Consider the following 17,348-nt stretch of genomic DNA (forward strand, 5'->3'; position numbering starts at 1 on the left):
AAATAATTATGCTAAAAGTGGAAATTATTATATTTAAATAATAGAATTTCCTCTTTGTTTATAATCTTTAATAATATTAATAGTAATTAATGTTGCCATTAAACAAGTAATAAAACTAATAATATTTAAAACAACAGCAACAATAGTAATTTGATATGAAAAAACTTTATTATCATTAAATTGAGGTAAAAGCACAATAACACTAATAATTTCGCAACTTGTTCCAATAATACCTAAACAAAAACTAATAAAATCAAGCGAAACACTAAATTGATCTTTTCGATATAATTTCATATTTTGTTTTATCAAAGTTTTCTTTAATCTAATTAAACGGAACATTAAGAAAAAAGGTAGAAAAGCTAAAGTAAAACTAGTAATATCAAAAAAAATTGCAACAACAGTTATTCAAAGTGATGCTTTATCATTATCTCAAAAAGGTTGTAATGCTAAAATACTTAGAATTCCCAAAAAAATACCTATTAAACCAGTTCCAAAACTTATTAAATCCATTTTAAGAATTTTTTTATTAAATTTTAAAAAATATACTCTTTTTTCCAAAGTGACAAATCCTTTCATGTCTATCATGTCTATATATAAGTAACATTTTATCATATAAATGGATATATTTTCTCCAATTTTAGATTATAAATAAATAAAAAGAATAACTATAATTGTGTTATTAATCTATTGTTTGTTGAAATTTCAATATTTTGTACATTAGACTTGGTGCAAAACTAAGGTAATTCAAAATTATATATTCCTGCTATTAAATTAAATCTTAATGCAAATCTTCGTATTTTATTGCGATATTTTAAAGTTAAAATTTTAAAACGTTTTAGTTTAGCAAATACGTGTTCAATTTTAATTCTAATTTTGCTTAAAGTTTTATTGTATTCTTTTTGAATTGGTATTAATTTATTGTATTTACTTTTTTTAAATGGCAAAAATGTATTTTTATGAATATTTTGTATTCCTTGATAACCTGAATCAACAAAAACTTGTTTTTCTGGATGAATAAAAGTTTTAGATTTTAAAAGTAATTTAAAATCATGAATGCTTCCAAAACAAAAAGCGGTTGAAATAATTTTTCCATTTAAAATATCAATAATTATTTGCGATTTAAGAGTATGATGTTTGTTTTTACCCGAAAAAAGTAATTTTAGTTTTTTTTAATTCTTTCAATTGGAGTTTCAGTAGCATCAATAGCTAGTAAAGTATTATTGATTCCTTTATTTTTGATTAAATCTTTTTTGCCAGATAAATTAAAAATTCCACTTTTTATTAAAGTATTTTCAATTCAAAAAATATTACGAATGCAGCTAGTATGACTAATATTATATCTTTTTGCAATAACTCTATAACTACTATACTCTTTTCAGTATTCTAATGTCATTAATAAACGATTTTCTATTGATAATTTATTAGGTTTACCACCATCTGCTTTTTTAATTGCTTCAGCTTTTTTTAAAATTTCAACCATTTTTTGAAATGTTTGTAGTTTTATTCCCACTAAACTATAAAATTCTTGTTCATCTTTGTATTTTTTTAACATAATAATTATCACCTTTGATATTAATAATAACCGTTAAATTATTAAAATTAAAGGTTTTGCACCAAGTATATTAATTGAATTTATTTCCTTAACAAGAGAGACAATATTTTCTTTAAATAAATTAAGTCTTTGTCTTTTTTTTCTAATTTTTATTTCAACTTTATTCAAACTTTTTTTGATAGCCACTTAGCCCTTTTTACTAGACCATTAATTTAAAAAACCTGAATGTATTCTAAAAACAATTGTGTTATATAATTAACACTAATTTTAACCTGAAAGGATTTTTATTAATGGATAAAATTAAACAAATAGCATTAGTAATTAACAAATTAAATATCAAAGAAAAAATTAAAATTATTGATGATTGTAAAAATCAATATTCAATTAGAAACCTATGTCAATATCTTCAATTAAACAGATCAACATATTACTTTTTAAAAAATAAACAAAAACCTATTAAAAAAGAAGAAAATCATATTATTAAATGCAATCATAAATATCAAAAAATATGCCAACTTTTAATCGAATTTCATTCTACAAGAAAAGGCAGAATTTATGGATATTTAAGAATTTTTTCAGCTTTTAAAGAGTGATTAAAACAAGAAAAAAATATCATTTTAAATATAGAATTATCAATAAAACAAATGCGAAAAATTATGAAAGAACACAATATTCAAGGATTAAAACAAACTAAAAATAACTATCCTAAAAACAAAAAAAATCCAAATAAGTGAATACCTACAATGGATAAAGTAAACAAAGATTATAAAAGTACAACCTCTTCAAATCAAATTTGATCAATGGACACTAAACAAATAAATACTAAAGAAGGATGATTATATCTTTTTGTAATTATTGATTTTTATTCAAATAATGTTGTTAGTTATAATATTGCTCCTAATAAATCATATCAGGATTTAATTCTTCCTGCTCTTGAAAAAATCAACAAACAATTTTCTTGAAATCAAATAAAAAATGTTATTTTACATTCAGATAACGCCAACGAATTTTATTGTCAAGATATCACAAAATGAGCAGAGGATAAACAAATAATTTTAAGCAAAAAACAACCTTATGATATTGGTGGTAATGTATTATCTGAAAACTGATTTTCTCATTTATCTCAAGAATGACTACCTAAAGGATCAAATCAATATTTATCCATCAATGAAGCTATAAATGATGTAAATCAATATGTTATGTTTTATAATTATGAAAGAATACATTCTAAATTTCTAAAACCACCAATTTTACAAATTAAAATTTAGAATTTTATATCAAAAATGGTCCAGTAATTAAGGGCCAACCACCATATTACAAATTTTTAATCCAATTTTATAAAGTTGCTCTTTTTGATTATTTAAAACAACTTTTTCACATTCTATTCTATTAACTAATCTTATTTCAAAATTATAATAACCAAAAGTTAAAAACTTAACTAATTTACTTTTAAATTTAAAAATCTTACTTGTTTTTTGTTTTTGAAAAACTTCTAATTTTTTAAGACTATTATTATGAAAATTTAAAATAATTTCTTGTTGATTATTAATTTTATATAATTTCTCTTTCAATTGTCATTTTTTACTACTTAATTTACAATTTAATTCTATTTTTAATGCTGTAATTTTATCAATGAGTTTATCCTTTTCCTTCTGTTTTTGTTCCTCTCATATTAAAGTAAATTCAAGTAATTCAAACTCTAGTTCTTTATCTCATGGGAAAAAATTTTTTTTTCAAACTTAAAAGTAAGAAATTTAAGTTCTTTTCTTTCATCATTAATTACTTCGTCTTTTACTTTCACTAAAAATTTTTGCATTCATTGATACTGTTTTTTCCATTATTTTTAAATTTTTTTTAAAAAAAATCTTTTTCAAAAAAAATAAATCAATATTCTAAGTATTGTATATTAGAAGAAGTACTAAAAACTTCTTTTAACTTTATTATATTACTTTTAACATTTTGTATAGTTGAATTTATAAGTATTTCTTTTAAATTTGGTACTACTTCTAAAGACATTTTATTTCTCCACTTCTTTTGTTAAAATTCAAGAATACTACAGAAAATATTTTAATTATTTTCTATTCAAATCGCGATTAATAACTGCTTTTAAATATTGTCCAGTATAAGACTTAGGATTTGTTATTACTTGTTCTGGTGTTCCTGTAGCAATGATTTCACCACCAAATTTACCACCCTCAGGTCCTAGATCAATAATGTAATCAGCAACTTTAATAACTTCTAAGTTATGTTCAATTACAACAACAGTATCACCATGATTAACGATTTTATTTAAAACTTCAATTAACCTTTTAATATCATCAACGTGTAAACCAGTAGTTGGTTCATCTAAAATATACATAGTTTTGCCAGTAGCACGTTTTTGTAATTCTTTAGCTAGTTTCACTCTTTGTGCTTCACCACCAGATAATTCAGTAGCAGGTTGCCCTAATTTTACGTATCCTAATCCTACTTCTTGTATCATTGCTAATTTTTTATGGATTTTTGGATGATTAGCAAAAAAAGTTAATGCTAAATCAACAGGCAGTTCTAGTACATCATAAATATTTTTACCTTTATATTTAACTTGTAATGTTTCACTATTATAACGTTTTCCTTCACAAATTTCGCAAGTTACATAAACATCTGGTAAAAAATGCATCGCAATTTTAATAACACCATCGCCAGAACAACGTTCACATCTTCCTCCTGGTACATTAAATGAAAATCTACCTTTAGCATATCCTCTAATTTTTGCTTCTGGTGTTTGTGTAAATAAATCACGAATATCATCAAAAACTGAAGTATAAGTAGCCGGATTACTCCTTGGTGTTCTGCCAATTGGTTCTTGCGAAATAGCAACAATTTTATCAATAAATTCAATCCCTTTTATTGCTTTATGTTTTCCTGGTCGTTGTCCCTTTAAACCCAAATACTTTTGAATACTAGTATATAAAATATCATTAACAAGCGTTGATTTACCACTTCCTGAAACACCAGTAACACAAATAAATTTACCTAAAGGTAATTTAACATTTATTTTACGTAAATTATTAGCTTGTGCTTCTTGAATTTCAATAACTTTACCATTACCACTTCTTCTTGATTTAGGTAACGCAATAAATTTTTCACCATTTAAATATTTTCCAGTAATTGAATTAGGATTATTAGCAACTTGCTGTGGTGTACCTTCAGCAATTACTTCACCACCATAAATTCCGGCTTTTGGACCAATATCAATTAATCAATCTGCTGCTCACATTGTATCTTCATCGTGTTCTACTACTAATAATGTATTATCAAGATCTCGCATTTGTTTTAAAGTTTCAATTAACTTAACATTATCACGTTGATGTAAACCAATTGAAGGTTCATCAAGAACATACAATACTCCCGTTAATTGTGAACCAATTTGAGTTGCTAATCGAATTCGTTGTGATTCACCACCAGATAAAGTTTGTGCCATTCGTGATAAGTTTAAATAACCTAAACCAACATTAGTTAAAAAACTTAAACGATTAATGATTTCTACTAATATTAATTTAGCAATTTCTTGTTGATAAGCTAATAATTTAATATTTAACATAAATGTTAAACTTTCTTCGATGTCTAAATTAGTATAATGACTAATATTCATTTCTTTATTATTTTCATCTTTAATTTTAACTGCCAATGCAAATTCATTTAATCTTGTTCCTTGACAAGTTAAACAAGTGCGTTCACTCATAAATTTACGATAATAATCACGGGCAAAATCACTAGTTGTTTCTAAAAAACGTCTTTCAATTAAAGTGGCAATGCCTTCAATATAATCATGATTAGGATATTTACGACCATTTGCCGAAGTAATACTGAAAGTAATGGCTTCATCACTACCACGCATAATATAATTAAGTTGTGTTTTTGTTAAATTTTTTAATGGCTGATTCAAATCAATTAAATAATGATAACAAAGAACTTTTAATTTTTGTCATTCTAAATTACTAGTACCAACTAAGTTTTTATAATACTCAATGCCACCATCATTAATTGATAGTTTTAAATCTGGCATTAATAATGGTGGTTGGCCCTTAATTACTGGACCATTTTTGATATAAAATTCTAAATTTTAATTTGTAAAATTGGTGGTTTTAGAAATTTAGAATGTATTCTTTCATAATTATAAAACATAACATATTGATTTACATCATTTATAGCTTCATTGATGGATAAATATTGATTTGATCCTTTAGGTAGTCATTCTTGAGATAAATGAGAAAATCAGTTTTCAGATAATACATTACCACCAATATCATAAGGTTGTTTTTTGCTTAAAATTATTTGTTTATCCTCTGCTCATTTTGTGATATCTTGACAATAAAATTCGTTGGCGTTATCTGAATGTAAAATAACATTTTTTATTTGATTTCAAGAAAATTGTTTGTTGATTTTTTCAAGAGCAGGAAGAATTAAATCCTGATATGATTTATTAGGAGCAATATTATAACTAACAACATTATTTGAATAAAAATCAATAATTACAAAAAGATATAATCATCCTTCTTTAGTATTTATTTGTTTAGTGTCCATTGATCAAATTTGATTTGAAGAGGTTGTACTTTTATAATCTTTGTTTACTTTATCCATTGTAGGTATTCACTTATTTGGATTTTTTTTGTTTTTAGGATAGTTATTTTTAGTTTGTTTTAATCCTTGAATATTGTGTTCTTTCATAATTTTTCGCATTTGTTTTATTGATAATTCTATATTTAAAATGATATTTTTTTCTTGTTTTAATCACTCTTTAAAAGCTGAAAAAATTCTTAAATATCCATAAATTCTGCCTTTTCTTGTAGAATGAAATTCGATTAAAAGTTGGCATATTTTTTGATATTTATGATTGCATTTAATAATATGATTTTCTTCTTTTTTAATAGGTTTTTGTTTATTTTTTAAAAAGTAATATGTTGATCTGTTTAATTGAAGATATTGACATAGGTTTCTAATTGAATATTGATTTTTACAATCATCAATAATTTTAATTTTTTCTTTGATATTTAATTTGTTAATTACTAATGCTATTTGTTTAATTTTATCCATTAATAAAAATCCTTTCAGGTTAAAATTAGTGTTAATTATATAACACAATTGTTTTTAGAATACATTCAGGTTTTTTAAATTAATGGTCTAGTAAAAAGGGCTAAGTGGCAAGTGGCAAGTGGCCTGTTTAATTAATTAGACTTGGTGCAAAACTAAGGTAATTCAAAATTATATATTCCTGCTATTAAATTAAATCTTAATGCAAATCTTCGTATTTTATTGCGATATTTTAAAGTTAAAATTTTAAAACGTTTTAGTTTAGCAAATACGTGTTCAATTTTAATTCTAATTTTGCTTAAAGTTTTATTGTATTCTTTTTGAATTGGTATTAATTTATTGTATTTACTTTTTTTAAATGGCAAAAATGTATTTTTATGAATATTTTGTATTCCTTGATAACCTGAATCAACAAAAACTTGTTTTTCTGGATGAATAAAAGTTTTAGATTTTAAAAGTAATTTAAAATCATGAATGCTTCCAAAACAAAAAGCGGTTGAAATAATTTTTCCATTTAAAATATCAATAATTATTTGCGATTTAAGAGTATGATGTTTGTTTTTACCCGAAAAAAGTAATTTTAGTTTTTTTTAATTCTTTCAATTGGAGTTTCAGTAGCATCAATAGCTAGTAAAGTATTATTGATTCCTTTATTTTTGATTAAATCTTTTTTGCCAGATAAATTAAAAATTCCACTTTTTATTAAAGTATTTTCAATTCAAAAAATATTACGAATGCAGCTAGTATGACTAATATTATATCTTTTTGCAATAACTCTATAACTACTATACTCTTTTCAGTATTCTAATGTCATTAATAAACGATTTTCTATTGATAATTTATTAGGTTTACCACCAACTGCTTTTTTAATTGCTTCAGCTTTTTTTAAAATTTCAACCATTTTTTGAAATGTTTGTAGTTTTATTCCCACTAAACTATAAAATTCTTGTTCATCTTTGTATTTTTTTAACATAATAATTATCACCTTTGATATTAATAATAACCGTTAAATTATTAAAATTAAAGGTTTTGCACCAAGTCTATTATCAAAATTTTGTTTTAACAAATCTGAATTTTCAATAATCTTTTCAATAGATCAATCTCATCACTTTATATTTTGTAATTTTTGAACTATTTTTTTAGAAAAACGATATTTTATAATTTTAGCAAGATTACCACCAACAATAGCATAAGGAGGCACATTTTTTGTAACTACACTTTTAGCTGCAATTACTGCCCCATTACCAATAGTTAGCCCTCTTAAGATTGCCACATCATGACCAATTCAAACATCATTTTCTATCGCTGTTGATGATTTAATCGGAAATTTATCTAATTTATCTTTTTCTGTAACTTCTGATAAATTTAATGATTTATAAAATAATGGTAAAGGAAATGTTGAAACTACACAATAATTATGATTGCCACCATTCATTATAAATAAAACACCTTGTGCAATTGAACAAAATTTACCAATAATTAATTCATCATTTATCATATTTGGAAAATGATAAATTATATTTTTATTTTCAAAATCAATAGCTGCTTGCTCACCATTAAAATCATGATAATAAGTATAATCACCAATAAAAATTTTAGGTTTAGTAATATAATTTTTTATTAAAAATATTATTGGTATATGAGTATTAATTTTAGTATTTACTCCTTTATTTTTCACTTTCAATACTCAAAATTAAATCACGAAGTGAAGCTGCCTTTTCAAAATTTAAATCTTTAGCTGCTTGTAACATTTCAACTCTTAAATCAGCAATTATCTTTGTTTTAGCAGCTATTTTTGTTTTACCTTTACTTGAATTTAAAATTTTTAAATCAACATCTAATTCTCTAGTACTTACGATTTCACTCAACGGTTTTTTAACAGTAACTGGTACTATATTATGTTTTTTATTATAAGCAAGTTGAATTTCTCTTCTTCTTTGCGTTTCTTCAATTGCTTGTGTCATTGCCTCTGTCTTAATATCTCCATATAGTATAACATGACCATTAACATTTCGTGCTGCGCGACCAATAGTTTGGATTAATGATTTAGTATTACGTAAAAAACCAGATTTATCAGCATCCAAAATACAGATTAATGACACTTCTGGTACGTCTAATCCTTCACGTAATAAATTAATACCAACAATAACATCAAAAACACCTTTTCTTAAATCTAACAAAACTTTAGTACGTTCTAATGTTTTTAATTCATTATGAATATAAGCAACTTTAATTTTTTGTTCTTGTAAAAAATTTGATAATTCTTCTGCCATTCTAATTGTTAAAGTAGTAATAAATACTCTTTCATTATTTTTTGTTCGTAATTTTATTTGATTAATAATATCTTCCATTTGATTTTTAGTTGGTTTAATTTCAATTGTTGGATCTAATAAACCTGTGGGACGAATAATTTGTTGAACTGGTACATTAAAAGGCTCAACTTCATTTTTAATTAATGCTAATTCATAATCAGCAGGAGTTGCTGAAGTATAAATAACTTGCTTTAACTTATTAGAAAATTCATTAAAATTTAAAGGACGATTATCCAAAGCACTAGGTAAACGAAAGCCATATTTTACTAATGTTTCTTTTCTGCTACGATCAGTATTATACATTCCTCTAATTTGCGGTAATGTCATATGAGATTCATCAATAATTGTTAAAAAATCATCTGGAAAAAAATCAATTAAAGTATATGGTGCTGAACCCACTTCTCTATTTTCTAAATGACGAGAATAATTTTCAATACCACTACAAATACCAAATTCTTTTAAGGATTCTAGATCATGTTCTGTTCTTTGTTCTAATCTTTGCGCTTCTACTAACATATTATTATTTCTTAGTTGTGCTAATGTTATTTTTAACTCTTCAGTAATTTTAATAATTGCCTGATCAACACGATTTTTACTAGTAATATAATTTTGCGCAGGAAAAATTGTAATAAAGGGAAAACGCTCTAAAACATTAGCACCTAATGTATCAATACGTGCTATTTCTTCAATTTCATCACCAAATAAACTAATTCTTAAATAAAATTGATCATTTCAAGATGGAGCTAACTTTATTAAATCACCTTTTGCACTAAAACTACCCGGTTCTAATGTAATATCATTACGTACATATCCATTTTTAATTAGTCTTAATAATAAATCTTTTCTATTAATTTTTTGTCCTTTTCTCAATTCAAAAAAGTTATCTTTATATGCTGTTGGTTCTTGTTCACCATAAATTGCTGCTACCGATGCCACAACAATAACATCTTTACTAATAGATAAACCATTTAAAGCACTTAATCTTAACATTTCAATTTCTTGATTTTGTTTAGAATTTTTATCAATATAAGTATCGGTTTTTGGTAAATATGCCTCAGGTTGATAAAAATCAAAATATGAGACAAAATATTCAACGCGATTTTCAGGAAAAAAAGTTTTCAATTCTCCATATAATTGCATAGCTAATGTTTTATTATGTACTAAAATTAAAGTTGGTTTTTGCACTTGCGCAATAACATTGGCCATTGTAAAAGTTTTACCCGTGCCAGTGGCTCCCAATAATACTTGGTATTTAATATTATTTTTAATAGCTACTACTAATTTACTAATTGCTTCGGGTTGATCACCTGTTGGTTTATAAGGTGCTTTTAATTTAAACATAACTTTATATTCCTTTAAAACTTCTATATACAATAACATATTATTTTAAATAAAATAATAATAAAACTTTTATATAATTAAAATTATTATAAAATAATATAAATACTATACTTATTTTTTGATTTTTATAAGTATAAAAAATTATAATAAATTTCTTAAAAAATTTAAAGTTTAGTATCAAATAAATCCAATGTTTAAAATTGAGTTATTATCTTTTATATTTTATTTTACTTAAAATATAGTAAAATTTTAGCCAGATAATTAAAATAATTTTTATATAAAGTAAAGAAACTAAATAAGGGGGGGATGATTATGAAAAAACTATTAACAACAGTAAGTCTTTTAACATTTGCAACAACCACAGGAAACTTAAATTCTATTTTAAGCACCGAAATTAAAACTACAAATATTTTAAATAATGAACCAATAAAATATGATGGTGAAGATAAAATTATTACTAACTATGAATTTCAATATGAACTTGCTATATCGTATATATACATTAATAGTAGTACTTTAGATAGTTGATTTAAACTTTTTTCTTTAAATGACCTTGAAAAATTAAGAGAAAAAATATACTATGATACTTCATCTTTTCCTTATCAAGGTAATGGATGAGAAAAGATTAGCATATATGAATTAACTGAAAAGTTAATAAATAATTTTTCGTCTTTAATTAATATACGTGGATATAATACGTATGGAATTATAGTAACTTATCATGAAGCACCTAAGGAATTATTTTTTTTAGCACCACAATTTTCACCAAATACTCACGATAAAAATATAATAGAAAAATATTATAAATTTTTATGACATGATACTTTAAAAATTGCAATAAGTCGATATGAATGACAAAAAATTTTAAATACTAATAAAAATAAAACTGAAATTTTTAATATTATTTCTAGATTTCCCGAATGAGATGCAAGTGGTTGAAAAGGTTATATTTCAAACGAAGATTTATATACTTTATCTGAAAAAATTATTGAGAATTTTAATCAATTAAAAACTAAATTCGAAAATAGTAATACAGGATGAAAAGTAGTCACTAACACTACTGGCTCATGAACAGAACTTGAACAAGAATAAAATATACTTACAAAAAAATAATGAAAAGAAAGAGAGAAAAAATATAATGTTTAAAAAATTTAAAGAAATTTTCAAAAAGAAAAAATGACATTGTGATTATTGTAAAGAAAATTATCCTCTACTTTGTCCAATCAAAGGATTAGAAAAAGATGGAGAAGATTTTGAAAAAAAACCAAAAGATTAATTTTATACTTTAGACTTGGTGCAAAACTAAGGTAATTCAAAATTATATATTCCTGCTATTAAATTAAATCTTAATGCAAATCTTCGTATTTTATTGCGATATTTTAAAGTTAAAATTTTAAAACGTTTTAGTTTAGCAAATACGTGTTCAATTTTAATTCTAATTTTGCTTAAAGTTTTATTGTATTCTTTTTGAATTGGTATTAATTTATTGTATTTACTTTTTTTAAATGGCAAAAATGTATTTTTATGAATATTTTGTATTCCTTGATAACCTGAATCAACAAAAACTTGTTTTTCTGGATGAATAAAAGTTTTAGATTTTAAAAGTAATTTAAAATCATGAATGCTTCCAAAACAAAAAGCGGTTGAAATAATTTTTCCATTTAAAATATCAATAATTATTTGCGATTTAAGAGTATGATGTTTGTTTTTACCCGAAAAAAGTAATTTTAGTTTTTTTTAATTCTTTCAATTGGAGTTTCAGTAGCATCAATAGCTAGTAAATTATTATTGATTCCTTTATTTTTGATTAAATCTTTTTTGCCAGATAAATTAAAAATTCCACTTTTTATTAAAGTATTTTCAATTCAAAAAATATTACGAATGCAGCTAGTATGACTAATATTATATCTTTTTGCAATAACTCTATAACTACTATACTCTTTTCAGTATTCTAATGTCATTAATAAACGATTTTCTATTGATAATTTATTAGGTTTACCACCAACTGCTTTTTTAATTGCTTCAGCTTTTTTTAAAATTTCAACCATTTTTTGAAATGTTTGTAGTTTTATTCCCACTAAACTATAAAATTCTTGTTCATCTTTGTATTTTTTTAACATAATAATTATCACCTTTGATATTAATAATAACCGTTAAATTATTAAAATTAAAGGTTTTGCACCAAGTCTTTTAAATAAAAATAGGCAAATGCCTATTTTTATTTTTTTCTGTTTATAAATTGATATAAATTAATAAATTCTTTACTAATTTCAATCATCATTTGTGTTGTTAACAAATGATCTTCAGAATGCATAAACAATACTGAAAAAGGTAATTGATAACCTTTACCTTCTTCAACAATGACGCTCATATGTGATTGCAAAGCTTTAGTAATATTATCATTTGCTTCATCAATCATTTTTAATGCTGTTTCAAATTGTGCTTCCTTAGCGAGAGTAATTGCTTCTATTGCTAAAGATTTTGCTTTTCCAGCAGAAGAAATTATTTCAAGTGAAATTTTTTCAAAATCAATATTACTACTTTTCTCTTTTTCTTTAATGCTCATAGTATTATTTTTTAATTTCTAATAAACTCATTGCTAATTCTAACGTTTCTTTACCTTGAACCATCGCATAAACTGCTGCTGGAATAACATTAAGAGCAGCATTTCCAATAATATTAGTAAAATCATTTTTCATATAACTTACTTGTGGTCCTAATAAAACAACATCCCATTTTTCACCTTTAGCAAAAGATGATTTTGCTTCAGTAGCACCTAATGCTTTCACTTCATAATCTAAATTTAACTCTTTAATATACTCTTTCATATTTGCTTCTAGTCTTAAAGTGCTCATACCAGCTGAACACGTAAGTAATATCTTTATCATCTATTTTCCTCCTAATAAACAAAAAATCAAATATACATAACTAAGAATATTATACATTGATATTTTTAAATTTGAATTTTAATGGTTTTAAAAAAATATAACTTTTAACTAAAGATTAAAAATATATTACTAATATATATTGTAACTTTGATAACTATTGTGTAAAATTCATAATACTATCTAAAAATAAAGGGACTGATTATATGAAAGGCAAAAAGAAAAAAACATAACTACATGAGGATTTATTATGTCAGTACTAGGTGTGCTGTAGGATTAGGAAGTATTTGGGGATTTCCAAATCAAATGAATAAACATGGTGGTATCTTTTTAATTCCATTCTTTATTGCACTAATTGTCTGTGCTTTACCAATTTTATTAATTGAAATCAATTTAGGTAATAAATATCGTAAAAATCATGTTGAAATTTTTAAAGATTTAGCAAAAACTCCCGGGACTTTCTTTGGATTTTTACAAACTGCAGTTGTTTGAATAATGGGTGTATTTTATAGTGTTCTTGTCGCTTGATCATTATTGGCAATAGTTATGTCTTTTCTTCCTGGTTTAAATCAACAAGGATTTTTCTTAAATAAATTAATTGGTCAAACTTCCAACGATGTACCACAAAGTTTTAGTCAATTGGGTAATATTAGTATTTGAGTTTTAATTAGTTTAATTATGGTTTGAATTATTACTGGTGTTATTTTGTTGGGTGGCGTTGTTAAAGGGATTGATTTAGCAAATAAAATTTTTATTCCTAGTCTATTTATCATGATTTTAATGATGATGATTTACGTTTTAACTTTGCCTGGTGCTCTAGATGGTTTAAAAACAATGTTTAGTTTTAATAGTGAAAAAATATTAACTAGTAGCATTTGAACTGATGCTTTTGGACAAGCCTTCTTTATGCTTTCAACTTGTACAGGTGTTATTATTATTTTTTCAAGTCATGCGCCAATTGGTACTAGTAATACTAATAAAGGTTTAATTATTATGGTTGGTACTGTTATTGTTGCTTTATTAACAACATGTACTGTTTTTGGAGGAATTGGTGCAATTGCATATAATCAGCATAAAACTATTGATGAAGTATTTATTTCGGGTCCAACTTTAATTTTTCAAGTTTTTCCACAAGTTTTTGCAATGATTACTGAGCAAACACATCTTCCATTTTTAAGTCACACTTTAGCTTTCCTTTTCTTTTTATCAGTATTTTTTGCTGGTATATCTTCATTAATAGCAATAGCTGAAGCCGTTGTTAATCCTCTAATTAGTTGTTATGGTATTAAACGTTATCAAGCATTATTAATAATGATTATTAGTAGTTTTATGCTTGGTTTAATATTCTGCTTTAATAATAGTAGTCCTTTAATTGATGGGCTCGCAATATGAGTTACTGGTATTTGACAAATGATTATTGGTATTTGTGAATTAATTGGTGTTATCCTTATTTGAAAATGTTATGATAGTTTAAAAGAATTTAATAATCAATATTCATGAGTTAAATGAAATAAAGGTTTCAAATATTTATGTTTAATCCTTATTCCAACAATTATTTTAATTAACTTGGTCTTTGCTTTATATCAATTAATTAATAATATAATTACTAATCCTTTTATATTTCTAACTATTGGCTGGTGGTTGGCCCTTAATTACTGGACCATTTTTGATATAAAATTCTAAATTTTAATTTGTAAAATTGGTGGTTTTAGAAATTTAGAATGTATTCTTTCATAATTATAAAACATAACATATTGATTTACATCATTTATAGCTTCATTGATGGATAAATATTGATTTGATCCTTTAGGTAGTCATTCTTGAGATAAATGAGAAAATCAGTTTTCAGATAATATATTACCACCAATATCATAAGGTTGTTTTTTGCTTAAAATTATTTGTTTATCCTCTGCTCATTTTGTGATATCTTGACAATAAAATTCGTTGGCGTTATCTGAATGTAAAATAACATTTTTTATTTGATTTCAAGAAAATTGTTTGTTGATTTTTTCAAGAGCAGGAAGAATTAAATCCTGATATGATTTATTAGGAGCAATATTATAACTAACAACATTATTTGAATAAAAATCAATAATTACAAAAAGATATAATCATCCTTCTTTAGTATTTATTTGTTTAGTGTCCATTGATCAAATTTGATTTGAAGAGGTTGTACTTTTATAATCTTTGTTTACTTTATCCATTGTAGGTATTCACTTATTTGGATTTTTTTTGTTTTTAGGATAGTTATTTTTAGTTTGTTTTAATCCTTGAATATTGTGTTCTTTCATAATTTTTCGCATTTGTTTTATTGATAATTCTATATTTAAAATGATATTTTTTTCTTGTTTTAATCACTCTTTAAAAGCTGAAAAAATTCTTAGAACCTGTTTAAAATCTTTTAGAGAATAGGATAAAATGATTATATATTTTAAAATAAGAGGTATATATGTGTAAAAATTATCCTAGTAATGTTAGCAAAGAGCAATTTGAAAATATAAAATCAATTTTAGAAAATACTAAAAAGAGAACTAAACCAAGAAGTTTAGATTTATATGAAGTATTTTGTGCAGTTTTATATGTATTAAAAAGTGGTTGCCAGTGAAGAATGTTACCAAAAAATTTTCCAAAATGACAAATTGTATATTATTATTTTCAAGCTTGAAGTAAAAATAATGATAAAGAACCTAGTGTATTACAATTAGTTTTAAAAAAAATTAGTCAAGGCATTTCGTATCAATAATGGTAGAAAAGAACAAACTAGTTTTTGTATAATTGATTCACAAAGTGTTAAAAATACAGATACTACTAAAAATAAAGGTTATGATGCTGGTAAAAAGATTTCAGGAATAAAGCGTCATATTGCTGTTGATTCTCAAGGTTTACCACATGCAATTTACATAACCACAGCAGAAAAAACAGATCGTAATAGTGCTATAATAATGATTGAAAATGAAAAAGAGAATCTTTCTGCAGTTCAAAAAATACTAGTAGATGCTGGTTATACTGGTGAAAAATTGGTAATGTTTAGTAATCTGTGTAACTTACAAAAATAACTATGTTTAATTAATTCTAGTAAATAGGTGGTTGGCCCTTAATTACTGGACCATTTTTGATATAAAATTCTAAATTTTAATTTGTAAAATTGGTGGTTTTAGAAATTTAGAATGTATTCTTTCATAATTATAAAACATAACATATTGATTTACATCATTTATAGCTTCATTGATGGATAAATATTGATTTGATCCTTTAGGTAGTCATTCTTGAGATAAATGAGAAAATCAGTTTTCAGATAATACATTACCACCAATATCATAAGGTTGTTTTTTGCTTAAAATTATTTGTTTATCCTCTGCTCATTTTGTGATATCGTGACAATAAAATTCGTTGGCGTTATCTGAATGTAAAATAACATTTTTTATTTGATTTCAAGAAAATTGTTTGTTGATTTTTTCAAGAGCAGGAAGAATTAAATCCTGATATGATTTATTAGGAGCAATATTATAACTAACAACATTATTTGAATAAAAATCAATAATTACAAAAAGATATAATCATCCTTCTTTAGTATTTATTTGTTTAGTGTCCATTGATCAAATTTGATTTGAAGAGGTTGTACTTTTATAATCTTTGTTTACTTTATCCATTGTAGGTATTCACTTATTTGGATTTTTTTTGTTTTTAGGATAGTTATTTTTAGTTTGTTTTAATCCTTGAATATTGTGTTCTTTCATAATTTTTCGCATTTGTTTTATTGATAATTCTATATTTAAAATGATATTTTTTTCTTGTTTTAATCACTCTTTAAAAGCTGAAAAAATTCTTAAATATCCATAAATTCTGCCTTTTCTTGTAGAATGAAATTCGATTAAAAGTTGGCATATTTTTTGATATTTATGATTGCATTTAATAATATGATTTTCTTCTTTTTTAATAGGTTTTTGTTTATTTTTTAAAAAGTAATATGTTGATCTGTTTAATTGAAGATATTGACATAGGTTTCTAATTGAATATTGATTTTTACAATCATCAATAATTTTAATTTTTTCTTTGATATTTAATTTGTTAATTACTAATGCTATTTGTTTAATTTTATCCATTAATAAAAATCCTTTCAGGTTAAAATTAGTGTTAATTATATAACACAATTGTTTTTAGAATACATTCAGGTTTTTTAAATTA

Annotated in this window: 17 protein-coding genes and 4 pseudogenes; 5 read left to right on the forward strand and 16 right to left on the reverse strand. The window is 24.0% G+C overall.

Annotation, left to right across the window (positions count from 1 at the left end; all coding sequences use genetic code 4):
• Positions 1-33: 33 nt before the first annotated feature.
• The 3 genes and pseudogenes from AAHM96_RS00655 to AAHM96_RS00665 form a co-directional block, all read right to left on the reverse strand.
• On the reverse strand, positions 34-558 hold the full coding sequence (locus tag AAHM96_RS00655) for a hypothetical protein (protein ID WP_342273039.1): 525 nt from the start codon (positions 556-558) through the stop codon (positions 34-36).
• 176 nt (positions 559-734) lie between these two features.
• Positions 735-1,552 (reverse strand): annotated as a pseudogene (locus tag AAHM96_RS00660) (IS5 family transposase).
• Between the two features lie 33 nt (positions 1,553-1,585).
• Positions 1,586-1,738, reverse strand: a complete 153-nt coding sequence (locus AAHM96_RS00665) for a hypothetical protein (RefSeq protein WP_342273288.1) — start codon at positions 1,736-1,738, stop codon at positions 1,586-1,588.
• Positions 1,739-1,842: 104 nt separating this feature from the next.
• On the opposite strand from AAHM96_RS00665, the gene AAHM96_RS00670 reads away from it, so the two are divergent.
• Complete coding sequence (locus AAHM96_RS00670) at positions 1,843-2,820, forward strand: IS3 family transposase (RefSeq protein WP_342272797.1); 978 nt, start codon at positions 1,843-1,845, stop codon at positions 2,818-2,820.
• A 27-nt stretch (positions 2,821-2,847) separates the two neighbouring features.
• Here the strand turns inward: AAHM96_RS00670 and AAHM96_RS00675 are convergent, their stop codons facing one another.
• From AAHM96_RS00675 to uvrB, 7 genes and pseudogenes are all read right to left on the reverse strand, one after another.
• Complete coding sequence (locus AAHM96_RS00675; protein ID WP_342273289.1) at positions 2,848-3,123, reverse strand: hypothetical protein; 276 nt, start codon at positions 3,121-3,123, stop codon at positions 2,848-2,850.
• Between the two features lie 283 nt (positions 3,124-3,406).
• Positions 3,407-3,568 carry a hypothetical protein gene (locus AAHM96_RS00680; RefSeq protein WP_338974573.1) on the reverse strand — a complete coding sequence of 54 codons (162 nt, stop codon included), beginning with the start codon at positions 3,566-3,568 and terminating at the stop codon, positions 3,407-3,409.
• 55 nt (positions 3,569-3,623) lie between these two features.
• Positions 3,624-5,606: pseudogene (uvrA, locus tag AAHM96_RS00685) on the reverse strand (excinuclease ABC subunit UvrA); the annotation flags it as partial.
• 44 nt (positions 5,607-5,650) lie between these two features.
• Entirely contained in the window at positions 5,651-6,628 is a 978-nt protein-coding gene (locus AAHM96_RS00690) for an IS3 family transposase (RefSeq protein ID WP_342272797.1), read from the reverse strand.
• A gap of 152 nt (positions 6,629-6,780) precedes the next feature.
• A pseudogene (locus AAHM96_RS00695) lies at positions 6,781-7,598 on the reverse strand (IS5 family transposase).
• A 33-nt stretch (positions 7,599-7,631) separates the two neighbouring features.
• Complete coding sequence (locus AAHM96_RS00700) at positions 7,632-8,309, reverse strand: CatB-related O-acetyltransferase (RefSeq protein WP_425288752.1); 678 nt, start codon at positions 8,307-8,309, stop codon at positions 7,632-7,634.
• Complete coding sequence (uvrB, locus tag AAHM96_RS00705; RefSeq protein WP_342273291.1) at positions 8,293-10,278, reverse strand: excinuclease ABC subunit UvrB; 1,986 nt, start codon at positions 10,276-10,278, stop codon at positions 8,293-8,295. Before uvrB ends, AAHM96_RS00700 begins: the two co-directional genes overlap by 17 nt.
• 312 nt (positions 10,279-10,590) lie before the next feature.
• Between uvrB and AAHM96_RS00710 the strand changes: the two genes are divergently transcribed.
• A complete protein-coding gene (locus AAHM96_RS00710; RefSeq protein ID WP_342273292.1) occupies positions 10,591-11,370 on the forward strand; it encodes a hypothetical protein in 780 nt (259 codons plus the stop codon).
• 46 nt (positions 11,371-11,416) lie between these two features.
• Complete coding sequence (locus tag AAHM96_RS00715; RefSeq protein ID WP_252320481.1) at positions 11,417-11,554, forward strand: hypothetical protein; 138 nt, start codon at positions 11,417-11,419, stop codon at positions 11,552-11,554.
• 26 nt (positions 11,555-11,580) lie between these two features.
• Here the strand turns inward: AAHM96_RS00715 and AAHM96_RS08340 are convergent, their stop codons facing one another.
• The 4 genes from AAHM96_RS08340 to AAHM96_RS00730 form a co-directional block, all read right to left on the reverse strand.
• Entirely contained in the window at positions 11,581-12,003 is a 423-nt protein-coding gene (locus AAHM96_RS08340) for a transposase family protein (RefSeq protein WP_425288769.1), read from the reverse strand.
• Between the two features lie 2 nt (positions 12,004-12,005).
• Entirely contained in the window at positions 12,006-12,398 is a 393-nt protein-coding gene (locus AAHM96_RS08345) for a transposase family protein (protein ID WP_342272766.1), read from the reverse strand.
• A 98-nt stretch (positions 12,399-12,496) separates the two neighbouring features.
• Positions 12,497-12,844 carry a PTS lactose/cellobiose transporter subunit IIA gene (locus AAHM96_RS00725; protein ID WP_281749073.1) on the reverse strand — a complete coding sequence of 116 codons (348 nt, stop codon included), beginning with the start codon at positions 12,842-12,844 and terminating at the stop codon, positions 12,497-12,499.
• Between the two features lie 4 nt (positions 12,845-12,848).
• The gene (locus AAHM96_RS00730; RefSeq protein ID WP_281749072.1) at positions 12,849-13,166 is read right to left on the reverse strand and encodes a PTS sugar transporter subunit IIB; all 318 of its coding nucleotides are present in this window, start codon (positions 13,164-13,166) and stop codon (positions 12,849-12,851) included.
• Between the two features lie 234 nt (positions 13,167-13,400).
• On the opposite strand from AAHM96_RS00730, the gene AAHM96_RS00735 reads away from it, so the two are divergent.
• Positions 13,401-14,846: a sodium-dependent transporter gene (locus AAHM96_RS00735; RefSeq protein ID WP_342273293.1), complete on the forward strand. Its 1,446-nt coding sequence runs from the start codon at positions 13,401-13,403 to the stop codon at positions 14,844-14,846.
• Here AAHM96_RS00735 and AAHM96_RS00740 read toward each other — a convergent pair.
• The gene (locus AAHM96_RS00740) at positions 14,843-15,466 is read right to left on the reverse strand and encodes a DDE-type integrase/transposase/recombinase (RefSeq protein ID WP_342273294.1); all 624 of its coding nucleotides are present in this window, start codon (positions 15,464-15,466) and stop codon (positions 14,843-14,845) included. The two genes, AAHM96_RS00735 and AAHM96_RS00740, sit on opposite strands and share 4 nt — an antisense overlap.
• Positions 15,467-15,612: 146 nt before the next feature.
• Here AAHM96_RS00740 and AAHM96_RS00745 point away from each other — a divergent pair.
• Positions 15,613-16,177: pseudogene (locus tag AAHM96_RS00745) on the forward strand (IS5 family transposase); the annotation flags it as partial.
• A 111-nt stretch (positions 16,178-16,288) separates the two neighbouring features.
• On the opposite strand, the gene AAHM96_RS00750 reads toward AAHM96_RS00745, so the two are convergent.
• Positions 16,289-17,266, reverse strand: coding sequence for an IS3 family transposase (locus AAHM96_RS00750; RefSeq protein ID WP_342272762.1), 978 nt, complete (start codon positions 17,264-17,266; stop codon positions 16,289-16,291).
• Positions 17,267-17,348 lie beyond the last annotated feature (82 nt).

Source organism: Spiroplasma endosymbiont of Acasis viretata (assembly GCF_964031275.1).
Taxonomy (GTDB): Bacteria; Bacillota_I; Bacilli_A; order Mycoplasmatales; family VBWQ01; genus Spiroplasma_E; species Spiroplasma_E ixodetis_A.